Raw genomic sequence first — 12362 nt, forward strand, 5'->3', positions numbered from 1 at the left:
TATAACTTTATTCAATTATTTAAATTCCTAATGTTATTAAGCCCTTTACTTTATGATAAGTCAAAGAAGCTTTGATACATTCTTTTAATTCTGCTTCTGGAAGTTTTTGGTTTAATTGAAAAATAATTGCTCGTTTTCCTTCATATTGAAATTTGTGATTAAAAACCAATCTAAAGGTATCTACTAATTTACTTGAGCAGTGAAAATACATAGCATATTGGTCTGGCGTTTTTTCTTTCCAATCTATTCGAAAGGTGCTACCATTTTTAGTAACAAAACTTGGTTCTCCCCATTTTAAGGTTTCTTCCAGTTTGGTAATTCCTTCAGTTTCTTCTGCTGTTTCAATAATAAATTCTCGTAGAAACTGCATTTTATCTCGAACATTGTCGGGATAATTTGAAAAAACTTCTTCTACTCTAGAGTCTGTTATTACTTCAAACTTTTTTAGCTGCATCTTATTTCTGAATCAATCTTTAATAACAACAGGTTTATCAAAGTTTCAGTTCCTATTACCCTATTTATTAATTCCTTTTAAATAGGATTTTTTTTACCATTTTATTATTACAGACCCCCAAGTAAACCCACTACCAAAAGCAGCAAGTACTACTGTATCGCCTTCTTTTATTTTGCCTTCTTCCCAAGCTTCTGTTAAAGCAATTGGAATGGAAGCAGCAGTTGTATTTCCGTATTTTTGAATATTATTAAACACTTGATCGTTTGTCAATTTAAATTTACTTTGAATAAATTGAGCAATTCGTAAATTGGCTTGATGGGGAATCAACATGTCAATATCCTCAACTTTAAGTTCGTTTTTCTTTAAACCTTCATTAATAACTTCACTAAAACGAACGACCGCATTTTTAAACACAAACTGTCCATTCATATAAGGGAAGTAACTTTCGTCTTCCGGATTATTATCAGCAATAATATCTGTTACCCAGCGCGTTCCCATTCCTGGCGCTTTTACTACCAATTCTTCGGCATATTCACCTTGAGAATGTAAATGAGTAGATAGAATTCCCTTAGAATTATCTTCTTCTCTGGTTAAAATTGCCGCTCCTGCTCCATCTCCAAATATAACCGAAACACCTCTACCTCTATCTGTTTTATCCAATCCATGGGAATGCAATTCACTACCAATAACAAGTATCGTTTTATACATTCCTGTTTTTATAAAATTATCGGCTACAGATAAAGCATATACAAACCCAGAGCACTGATTACGAACATCGAGAGCTCCAACCGTTTTTATATCTAATTCTTTTTGGATAAAAACACCTGGACCAGGAAAGTAATAATCTGGACTTAAAGTGGCAAAAACAATAAAATCAATTTCATCTTTATCTATTCCCGCACGTTCTATAGCAACTTTGGCTGCTTTTAAACCCATAACAGACGTTGTATCTTCCGATCCTGGTTTTACCCAACGTCTTTCTTTTATCCCAGTACGTTCCTGAATCCAAGCATCGTTAGTATCCATCATTTTAGACAAGTCGTCGTTGGTTACCACATTATCAGGAACATATTTTCCTAAACCAATAATTTTAGAATTATACATAAATCAGTATTTTTAGTCGTTTAATCAGACTCGCAATTTAATCATTAAAAATAGCATTCTAATAATTTTTATTTCTTTAAATATGAATTTGCTTTGGTGTAATCATATTTTTCAGCAAGGTCTCAATAAATTTAGCTTAAGATTTAACTGGTATTTTACTCATAGCGTATTCTGAAATAGCAGTTATAGATAAAGATGGATTAACTCCGGGATTAGCCGAAATCATCGAGCCATCGCAGACCAACATGTTTTTATAACCAAACACCTTACCGTTTTTATCAATTACTCCTTTTGAATCATCTTCAGCCATAACGGCTCCACCCAAAATATGAGCTGTTGTGGGTGTTCCTAATAAAGCATCGGTAAAATTAGCATACGGAATCCCATTCACTTTTTTTGCTACTTTTTTCCCTAATTCCATAGCTTCAGGAATAAAAGCGCTTGGTTTTGGCCCAGATTCTTTTACAGTTTTCATTTTGGTAAACTTGCCTAATTTAATTTGTAGCGTACTATCCAAAGTTTGCATAAACAAAAGAATGGTTGTTCTCTGCGCATATTTTCTTGAAAAAATGGTTTTAAAAAATCGTATTGGCTGTTTAAAAAAGAGACCAATAATTCCAAATAGTCTAAAGATCGCGAATTTATTATGAATTGTTGGCATGGTTAAAGCTTTAGAAAAACTCGAACCTTCACCATATCTAACGGGTTCCAAATGACTGTTTTTATCTGTATGTAAAATAGAACCAATGGCAATCCCTTTGGAGTAATCTTTCGGGTTTTTATCTGTAGAAGTTACCAATAACAAGGATTCATTATTGGTACGGATGTTTTTTCCAACAGCAGCAGACAAGTTAGGCAAAGTAGTTTCTTTTAACTTCAATAATAAAGGGACCGTTCCCATTACGCCTCCAGAAAAAATAATACCTTTGGTTGTAATACTTGTTTTATTCTTTTTACCAATACTGGATTTATAATCTATTTTATAACCTTCTGAACCATCTTTACTTTTTAAAACAGAGACATTAAAAACTTCTTTTTCGGCAATTATTTCAGCACCTAATTGTTGTGCTAAATACAAATAGTTCTTGTCTAAGGTATTTTTAGCATTATATTTACACCCCGTCATACAAGCACCACAAAATACGCAGCCTGTTCTATCCGGACCTTTTCCATTAAAATAAGGATCTGCCACTTTCTTACCAGCTTCTCCAAAATATACGGCCACTTTAGTTGCTTCAAAATGAGCTTCTTTTCCAATATCTTTAGCTAAATCTTTTATCAGTAAATCAGATTCATATAATTTCGGATTTGTGGCTGCTCCCAGCATTTTATATGCCGTATTGTAAAAAGGCTTTAATTCGTTTTCCCAATCATTTAGATTAGCCCAACTTCCAGTGTTAAAAAAATCCTTTTTAGGAACTGGCAAAGTATTGGCATAAGTCAAAGAGCCTCCTCCAACACCAACACCAGAGAGTACCGTAACGTGATTTAAAAAGGTCATTTTAAAAAACCCATGTAGATGTACTTTTGGCTCCCAAAGCCATTTTTTCAGGTTCCAATTTGTTTTCGGAAAATCTTTGTCTTGAAACCATTTTCCCTTTTCAATAACTAGGACTTTATAACCTTTTTCAGAAAGTCTTAAAGCAGATACAGACCCTCCAAAACCACTTCCTATAATAACATAATCGTAATCTAATTTCACATTGGAATATTTTAAAAACTAAATATACAATAATACCTCTACCTCTTTTAGATGTGAGAATAAGAAATCGAAAAATTAACAATCTAAAATTGCCAATCGTTAATCATCGTGTCAGTTTGTCACTTTTTAACACTTGGCATTTTTGTTGACTTAGTAAAATCATTAGAAATAAACATATTATTAATAAGATTCCTTTCTTGGAAGGAATGATAAATAAATTAAATTATGACAAAAGGAAATATTAATGTTTCGGTAGAAAATATCTTCCCATTAATTAAAAAATTCCTGTATAGCGATCACGAAATCTTTTTACGTGAGTTAATTAGTAACGCTACAGATGCCACTTTAAAGCTGAAACATTTAACAAGTATTGGCGAAGCTTCGGTTGAATATGGTAATCCGAAAATTGAAATTAAAATCGATAAAGAAGGTAAAAAACTTCATATAATCGATCAAGGTTTAGGAATGACAGCTGATGAAGTTGAAAAATACATCAACCAGATTGCATTTTCTGGCGCAGAAGAATTTCTAGACAAATATAAAGATTCTGGAAAAGACTCTGGAATTATCGGTCATTTTGGTCTTGGTTTTTACTCAGCTTTTATGGTTGCAGAAAAAGTAGAAATTATAACCAAATCTTTTAAAGATGAACCGGCAGCGCATTGGACATGCGACGGAAGTCCTGAGTTTACTTTAGAAGCTCATGATAAAACGGATAGAGGAACAGAAATAATTCTTCATATAGCTGAAGATTCTACAGAGTTTTTAGAAGAAGCAAGAATTAACGAATTGCTTATTAAGTATAACAAATTTATGCCTATTCCAATTAAATTTGGAACTAAAGAAGTAAACGATCCAGATTTTACACCTAAAACAACTAAAGACAAAGACGGCAAGGAAACTACAGAGCCGCATAAACAAATAATGGTTGATAATATTATTAATAATCCAAATCCAGCTTGGACCAAACAGCCAACAGAATTAAAAGAGGAGGATTATAATGGTTTCTATAGAGAATTGTACCCAATGCAATTTGAAGAACCTTTATTTCATATTCATTTAAATGTTGATTATCCGTTTAATTTAACAGGAATCTTGTATTTCCCGAAGATGACAAACGATTTGAATCTTCAGAAGGACAAAATTCAGTTATACCAAAATCAGGTTTATGTAACCGATAATGTAGAAGGTATTGTTCCAGAATTTTTAACCATGTTACGTGGTGTTATTGATTCGCCAGACATTCCACTAAACGTATCTCGTTCTTATTTACAAGCTGATGGTGCTGTTAAAAAGATTTCATCTTATATCACCAGAAAAGTTGCAGATAAATTAAAATCTTTATTCAATGAAAACAGAGAAGATTTTGAAGCAAAATGGAACGATATTAAAATAGTAATTGAGTATGGAATGCTTTCAGAAGATAAATTCTTTGAAAAAGCAGATGCTTTTGCTTTATATCCAACAGTTGATGGAACCTATTATACCTATGAGGAGCTTTTTAATAAAATAAAAGCTAATCAGACAGATAAAGACGGAAAATTAGTAATTCTTTATGCTTCAAATGAAGATTCTCAACACAGTTATATAGAAGCTGCTAAAGCTAAAGGTTACGAGGTTTTATTATTAGACTCTCCAATTATAAGCCATTTAATGCAGAAATTAGAGTCTACTAAAGAGAATATTACGTTTGCCAGAGTTGATGCAGATCATGTAGATAATTTAATTAAGAAAGAAGACACTAAGATTTCTAAATTAACTGAAGAACAACAAACAGAATTGGAAACACTTTTAAAAGAAGTAATTCCTGCTGAAAAGTTCTCTGTACAATTAGAAACTATGGATAGTTCTTCTACTCCGTTTATGATTACCCAACCAGAGTTTATGCGTAGAATGAAAGAAATGCAACAAACTGGTGGTGGAGGTATGTTTGGAATGGGTAATATGCCAGACATGTATAACTTGGTCGTAAATACAAATTCAGATTTAGTTAGTGAAATTTTAGCTACTAAAACCAAGAAAAAACAAGAACGTTTAATTACGCAGAGTTTAGATTTAGCCAGATTGTCTCAAGGACTTCTAAAAGGTGAAGAACTAACTAATTTTATTAAACGTAGTTACGAAATGATAAAGTAAAAACCACCTCTATTTCTTTTTAAAGAAAAAATAGAGATTATTACTAGTCTATACCATAAAAACCACTTCTTAATTGAAGTGGTTTTTTTATTACTATTAAGAAGCTATTTTTCTAAAACTCTAATATCATTATTCATTAAAATACAAAAAAACAGCTGTCGCAGAAAAAGCCATTGCTCTACAAACGAAAACAATGACTTTTGTAACTAATAGAAACTAGTTTAAATCGCTATTAGATTCTAAAACAGAAATAGTAGCCTTTGGATCTATTCGATAAATCATTTCACGTACAGTTTCTAATTTCTTAGTGTTTTTTGTTAATAATATTAGCTTACCATTAGTATCATAATGTATTAGTTTTAAAACATGGTCCGTGCATTTTTTATTTTCTAAAATAGACTCTTGAATTAATAAACTTTTAGACGAAAACACTAATAGTGTCATATTTTTCATTGCTTTATTAATAAAGTATTCTATGGTTTTACTAATAGCCACAATGGCAATTACACTATAAGCTGCCATAGTAAAATCTTCAAAAACAAAAACTCCCAAAAAGATAACAATTCCATCTATAACTAATATTAACTGGCTATAAGGTAATTTTATTTTTGTTGCCAAAATTCTAACTAAAATATCATTCCCTCCTGTGGTAGCACCAGCTTTCATAACAATAAAAACCGACAAGCCAATAATTACTCCCCCAAATACGGAGGACACAAGAACATCTTCAATAAAAATCTTATTTCGTAATAAAGTTGAAAACACATCAATATAAAAAGACACCAAAATCATAGAAAATGCTGTTTTTAAACCTGTTTTCACCCCTAAAACTTTAGTTCCCCATAAAAGCAAAGGAATATTTATCATTAGTGCTAAAAGACCAATAGATAGTCCTGTCAATTTATTAAGAACAATACTTAAACCAAGAATTCCTCCAGGCACAATATTATGTGGAATAATAAAAATAACATATGTAATAGCTAATAAAGCAGAGCCTGCAAAAACCCAGGTATAGCTTTTAAGTTCTTTAAGTAGGATGTCTTTTTTTAATATGATGGTGAATCTGTTTTTCATGATATAAGGCAAAAAAAATCCCTTTGATTAAATAGGAATCAAAGGGATTTAAAATTATAATATAAACTTATTTTACTCTCTTTGATATATAGGATTCCACTTACACATATGTTTATGCGTTAAGTTTAAAATATTACGGACATTCATTATCTTAAATAGATTCATTCTTTAATGTATTAAATAAAAAAAGCGTTCTAACTTTATAGTAGAACGCTTTTAAATTTTGTTTAAATATATGGTACGTTCTAGCCTTTGGAAAATTTCCAATTCATCTTACAAATACTATGTACGCGGTTTTTTCTCATATTGAAGGTACAAAACTATAATTATTTTTTAAGCTGCATCACAAATCTGTCATTTTTTTTAAAATTCTTTTTGAAGTACTTTTTTTAATAAACATATATTTTTAAACTGAAAATAATCTTTCGAGAAATTAATTCATTTAAAATTCGTCTATCTTTGTTGGAAATATATCAGCATGTCATTTAAAGACTTACAACTAATCGATCCTCTATTAAAAGCTATTGAAGAGCAAGGTTATAATACGCCTACTCAAGTTCAGCAAAAAACCATACCTTTTGTATTAGCAAAAAAAGATGTTATTACCTCAGCTCAAACTGGAACTGGAAAAACAGCTGCTTTTGCTTTGCCAATTTTGCAAATGCTTTCTAAAAACCAAGATTCCGTAAAACGAGGAAAAACTATAAAAGCATTAGTAGTAAGTCCTACCAGAGAATTAGCCTTGCAAATAGGAAATAACTTTAAAGCTTATGGACGACATACTAATTTACGTACAACGGTTGTTTTTGGAGGAGCTCCTGTAGAACCGCAAATAGACGTTTTAACCAAAGGTGTAGATATTTTAGTTGCTACTCCTGGGCGTTTAATCGATTTACAAAAACAAGAAGTTATTAATCTTGATCAGGTAGAAATATTGGTTTTAGACGAAGCAGATTTAATGCTAGACATGGGGTTTATAGACAATGTTAAACATATAGTTAGCTTATGTCCTGAAAAAAAACAAATTTTATTGTTTTCTGCCACCATGCCTTTTAAGGTAGAACAATTGGCTAATACTATATTAAAAAGTCCAGAACGCATAGAAGTTTCTGCAGCTTTATCTGATTCTAATAACATAGGGCAAGTTTTATATTATGTACCAAAACGCAATAAAATTGAACTGTGTTTACATCTATTAAGAAACGAAATAAAAGGGAGTATTCTAATTTTTAGACGCACTAAATTTGGAGTTGATAAATTAGAAAAAACTTTAATAAAGAATGGTTATCAGGTGGAAACGCTTCATGGCGACAAATCTCAAACCGATAGACAAACTGCTTTAAAAAAGTTTAAAAGCGGACAAGTAAATATTCTTATTGCTACAGACGTTGCTGCTCGAGGCATTGATATTAACGAATTAGATGCTGTAATTAATTTCGATTTACCAAACATTCCGGAAACCTATGTTCATAGAATTGGTAGAACTGGGCGTGCTGGAAATTCAGGGATGTCTTACTCTTTTTGTAGCGCAGATGAGAAAGCCTATGTGCAAAGCATTCAACAGTTGCTACAAATTCAGATTCCTGTAGAAGAAAACCACCCATATCCTTTAGATCCTGCAGCAAAAGCAATTATTCATAAATCTAAACAAACAGGAAGCAAACATAAAAAAGGAAGGAAGAGTGCAGCTTCCAAAAAGAAGAAAAAACGTTGGTATTAATTTATACCAAACTATCAAGTCATTTTATTTAGAACCATTTATTTCAATAAGAAATAAATCTCTTAACACAGACATTCAATTTTAGAGTATTTTAATCTTTTAAACAATTCATTTTGTGTTAGAATCTGTATCTTTAAAGTATAATTTATACCACCACTTTAATTTATGTGTAGACAAGCTGTCTTACTTTTATTTTTATTTTCGTCGGTTATAGGTTTTTCTCAAACCAGAATCATCGATTCTCAAACCAAATATCCTGTTTCTTACGCTACAATTTCATTTGGTAATGGTCAAGGTTTTTTTGCAGACGATGAAGGTGTCTTTGTCTTCACCAAAAAAATATACCCAGATATAGACTCCTTATTTATATCTGCTTTAGGCTTTAAAGATTTAAATATTTCTTCTAAAAACTTACCAAAAACGCTTGAATTAACTCCTTTTATAGACGAGTTGGATGAAGTAGTTGTACGTGCTAAATTAGATAGAAAATATAAAGAAGAAAGTATCGAACCTTATTTGGATGACGATTATTATAAGTGTTGGCTTCCAACTATAGAATCTGAAATAGCTGTATATTTTAAAAATTCAGATCCAAAATTGAAAAAACTTTCTGAAATTCATTTTCCCATTGCATTAGAATCTGTAGATTGGAAGAAAAGGCATAAATCGAATGCTGATAAGAAACCTTTTTCAACATTATTTAAAGTGAATATCTATCAAAATGAAAATGGCTTTCCGGGAAAACCTTTACTCTACCAAAACATTGTATTTAATGCTACAGAAAAAGATGGAGACGAATATACTCTAGATGTATCTGCTTATGATATTTTAATTCCAAAGTCTGGCTTATTTGTGTCACTTCAAGTCTTAGGTTATGCAGATGACGCAGGAAAATTATTGCCAAATAAAAAGTACAAAGAGATTAAAAGCAGAGGACAAACAGTAAAGATTCCAACCAATTTTAGACCTTTACTTCCTTTTACTGACGAAATATCAGAAAGTAAAACTTTTATTAAACGTGTGTTTTTACACAGAAACCAATGGATTCAATTTAAAAAAGGCAATATTAACGATTCTAGTTTATTAAAAGCTGGATTAAACAATTACGGAATGGGAATAACATTTAAAGTATATAAAGATGAATAATCCGTGGCATTTATACCTCATGGCAGCCATTTATATATTCGCTGGAATCATGCATTTTATTAAACCTAAAATGTATATGCGTATCATGCCAAAATATTTACCAAACCATAAGTTATTGGTTTTGTTGAGTGGAGTTGCTGAAATTGTTTTAGGTTTCGGATTACTTTTTAATCAAACTAGAAATCTTGCTATTTATGGAATTATAGCCATGTTAATTGTGTTCTTATTAGTTCATTTTTATATGCTTTCAAGTAAAAAAGCAGGTGCTGGTATTCCTAAATGGGTTTTACTTATGCGACTTCCTCTTCAATTTGTACTTATGGCTTGGGCCTATTATTATTTGTAGTTTGTTTTTAATTCTAAAAAAAACGAACTTCGTAAACATCAAAAAACAACACATACTCATGAAAACTTCTTTTAAATATTTACTCACTTTTCTTTTTCTTTTAAGCGCATCAATTTCTTTTTCGCAGGAAAAAGCCATTCCTGTTTTCGAGAATGGTGAAGCTCAAATAGTACCAGAATTTAGCGAACCTAAAGCGTGGATAAGACACGATTTATGGGTTGAAACAGAATTCGATACAGATGGAGATAATAAGTTAGACCGGATGCATGTTTCAGTAACCAGACCTCCACAAACAGATTCTGAAAATTTAAAACTTCCTGTTATTTATGTAACCAGTCCTTATTTTGCTGGCGTAGCTGAAAATGTAGACGGTTTATTTTGGGATGTCAAGCATGAGCTTGGAGAAGCGGCTAAAGAGCGTACTCATGTTGAAGTTAAACGTAGAGGAGTAAGACCTGTCATTTCAAATTCACACATTTTAAAATGGGTGCCCCGAGGCTATATCGTGGTTCACTCCTCATCTCCAGGAACAGGACTTTCAGATGGTTCACCTACGGTTGGAGGCGATAACGAGTCTCTAGCCCCTAAAGCTGTAGTCGACTGGTTATGCGGTCGAGCAAAAGGTTATACTGAAAGAGAGGGTAACGAAGAAGTAAAAGCCTATTGGTCTACTGGAAAAGTAGGAATGACAGGAACTTCATACAACGGAACACTACCCCTTGCTGCTGCTACAACAGGAGTTGAAGGTTTGGAAGCCATTATTCCTATTGCTCCAAACACCTCTTATTATCATTATTATAGATCGAATGGTTTAGTTAGATCGCCAGGAGGATATTTAGGTGAAGATATTGATGTATTATACGATTTTATCCATAGTGGAGACGAATCCAAACGCGCATACAGCAATCGTGTTGTAAGAGATACTGAAATGAAAAATAGTTTGGATAGAATTACTGGAGATTATAACGATTTCTGGGCTGGCCGGGATTATTTAAATGATATGGAACCAATGAAAGCCGCACTATTAATGGCTCATGGTTTTAACGATTGGAATGTAATGCCCGAACACAGTTATAGAATTTACGAAGCTGCCAAAAAACAAGGTATTCCGTCGCAAATTTATTATCATCAAAACGGACATGGTGGTCCACCTCCAATAACTATGATGAATAGATGGTTTACGCATTATTTGCATGGTATTGATAATGGTGTAGAGAATGATGCTAAGGCTTGGATTGTAAGAGAAAATGATAGTCCACAAGAACCTACAGCGTATAAAGAATATCCAAATCCGGACGCCTCACCAGTTACTTTCCATCTTCAAAAAGAGGGTTTAAAAACCGGAGTACTAATTAATGAGAAATCTAAAAAACAAGGCAAAGAAACTTTGGTGGACGACCATAATATTTCTGGAGAGGGTTTAGCTCAAGCCGAAAGCTCTAAAAACCGTTTGCTGTATGTAACACCAACTCTATCTGAAGATGTTCATATTTCTGGATTGGCAAATATAACAGTAAATATTGCAAGTAGTAAACCGGCAGCAAACTTATCGGTTTGGTTGGTGTCTTTACCATGGAATGGGGAAAAAGATGCAAAAATTACAGATAATATTATTACACGTGGTTGGGCAGATCCTCAAAACTATAAATCCTTGACTGAAAGCGAACCTTTAAAACCAGGAAAATTCTATAGTATGACTTTCGATTTACAACCAGACGATCAAATAATCCCTAAAGGACAACAAATAGGTTTGATGATTTTTTCCAGTGACAATCAATACACGATACTTCCAAAACCAGGAACAGAGTTAACCATAGACTTAGATAAAACATCTTTAAGTTTACCGATTGTTGGTGGCGAGAAAGCTATAGAAAAGGCCTTTAAATAGAATTAAAAAAACTCACGATATTGCATCACTCTAAAATCCAAGGTATTAAACTTTGGATTTTTTTGTTTGAGTTGTTTGTATAAAGGCATACTTCCAACCGCTCTGTTGGCAGCACCCGAAGGGGCAGTTAGGGATACGGTTTTTATGATTCTTTTGTCATCCCGACATGAGTTTTGCGATTGAGGATTCTCATCATTACAATTACTTGTCTTAGATTCTTCTCTTTGCCTGTCTTGAGCTAAGTCGAAAGGCTCAGAATAATACAACTCAAATTGATGAATTCTTGGAACCTCATTAGAAACCAATTCCAATTTTAAATGATATTCTTTGAGATGTCTTCTGAAAAAATATTCAGGTCCATTTTTACTATTTCCACCTGTAAACAATAAGGTATCTATATTTGTAAATTCTTTTAAGTACCCAATTAAATCTCTATAAACAACATTCTGCATTCCTAAATCTGAAGCATCCATTTTCTCACGTTCAGCACTTTCAACCATATCGCAAATGCCAATACCTCTCTCAATTAGGAATTGTTTTCGTTGTTGAATAGCTTCCTCTGTGGTTTCATACTTTAAATTCAGATCAAACAATTCATCTAGAATTTTCCATAATTGTCCGTCGCTACTTCCATAACAAAAATCGACATCTACAGGTTTTAAATTGCCTGTAGTGAATCTTGGAGGTGGTAACGTACCAACAATTAATTTTGTAGCATGCTCAGGAATAAAGGGTTTGTATGGATGGTAATGTTTGAACATATATCTATTGATTTATAAGCTTAATTTTTGT

Annotated in this window: 10 protein-coding genes; 5 read left to right on the plus strand and 5 right to left on the minus strand. The window is 32.3% G+C overall.

All coding sequences use genetic code 11. The features are described 5' to 3' along the window. Positions 1-19: 19 nt before the first annotated feature. The 3 genes from OS188_RS06530 to OS188_RS06540 form a co-directional block, all read right to left on the minus strand. Positions 20-454: a DUF1801 domain-containing protein gene (locus OS188_RS06530; protein ID WP_267148023.1), complete on the minus strand. Its 435-nt coding sequence runs from the start codon at positions 452-454 to the stop codon at positions 20-22. A 93-nt stretch (positions 455-547) separates the two neighbouring features. Continuing rightward, a complete protein-coding gene (locus OS188_RS06535) occupies positions 548-1558 on the minus strand; it encodes a 3-oxoacyl-ACP synthase III family protein (protein ID WP_267148024.1) in 1011 nt (336 codons plus the stop codon). Between the two features lie 136 nt (positions 1559-1694). Beyond that, positions 1695-3260 carry a GMC oxidoreductase gene (locus tag OS188_RS06540; protein WP_267148025.1) on the minus strand — a complete coding sequence of 522 codons (1566 nt, stop codon included), beginning with the start codon at positions 3258-3260 and terminating at the stop codon, positions 1695-1697. Positions 3261-3485: 225 nt separating this feature from the next. Between OS188_RS06540 and htpG the strand changes: the two genes are divergently transcribed. Beyond that, the gene (htpG, locus tag OS188_RS06545) at positions 3486-5396 is read left to right on the plus strand and encodes a molecular chaperone HtpG (protein WP_267148026.1); all 1911 of its coding nucleotides are present in this window, start codon (positions 3486-3488) and stop codon (positions 5394-5396) included. Between the two features lie 216 nt (positions 5397-5612). Here htpG and OS188_RS06550 read toward each other — a convergent pair whose 3' ends face one another. Next, on the minus strand, positions 5613-6470 hold the full coding sequence (locus tag OS188_RS06550) for a YitT family protein (protein ID WP_267148027.1): 858 nt from the start codon (positions 6468-6470) through the stop codon (positions 5613-5615). Between the two features lie 478 nt (positions 6471-6948). On the opposite strand from OS188_RS06550, the gene OS188_RS06555 reads away from it, so the two are divergent. The 4 genes from OS188_RS06555 (at position 6949) to OS188_RS06570 (ending at position 11570) form a co-directional block, all read left to right on the plus strand. Next, the gene (locus tag OS188_RS06555; RefSeq protein WP_267148028.1) at positions 6949-8190 is read left to right on the plus strand and encodes a DEAD/DEAH box helicase; all 1242 of its coding nucleotides are present in this window, start codon (positions 6949-6951) and stop codon (positions 8188-8190) included. Positions 8191-8355: 165 nt separating this feature from the next. Further along, complete coding sequence (locus OS188_RS06560) at positions 8356-9336, plus strand: peptidase associated/transthyretin-like domain-containing protein (RefSeq protein WP_267148029.1); 981 nt, start codon at positions 8356-8358, stop codon at positions 9334-9336. Next, entirely contained in the window at positions 9329-9682 is a 354-nt protein-coding gene (locus OS188_RS06565) for a DoxX family protein (RefSeq protein WP_267148030.1), read from the plus strand. The genes OS188_RS06560 and OS188_RS06565 overlap by 8 nt, the downstream gene beginning before the upstream one ends. Before the next feature lie 58 nt (positions 9683-9740). Then, a complete protein-coding gene (locus tag OS188_RS06570) occupies positions 9741-11570 on the plus strand; it encodes a Xaa-Pro dipeptidyl-peptidase (RefSeq protein ID WP_267148031.1) in 1830 nt (609 codons plus the stop codon). A gap of 2 nt (positions 11571-11572) precedes the next feature. Here the strand turns inward: OS188_RS06570 and OS188_RS06575 are convergent, their stop codons facing one another. Then, positions 11573-12331, minus strand: coding sequence for a uracil-DNA glycosylase family protein (locus tag OS188_RS06575; protein WP_267148032.1), 759 nt, complete (start codon positions 12329-12331; stop codon positions 11573-11575). Between the last annotated feature and the right edge of the window lie 31 nt (positions 12332-12362).

Source organism: Xanthomarina sp. F1114, assembly GCF_026410255.1.
In the GTDB taxonomy this organism is placed as follows: domain Bacteria; phylum Bacteroidota; class Bacteroidia; order Flavobacteriales; family Flavobacteriaceae; genus Xanthomarina.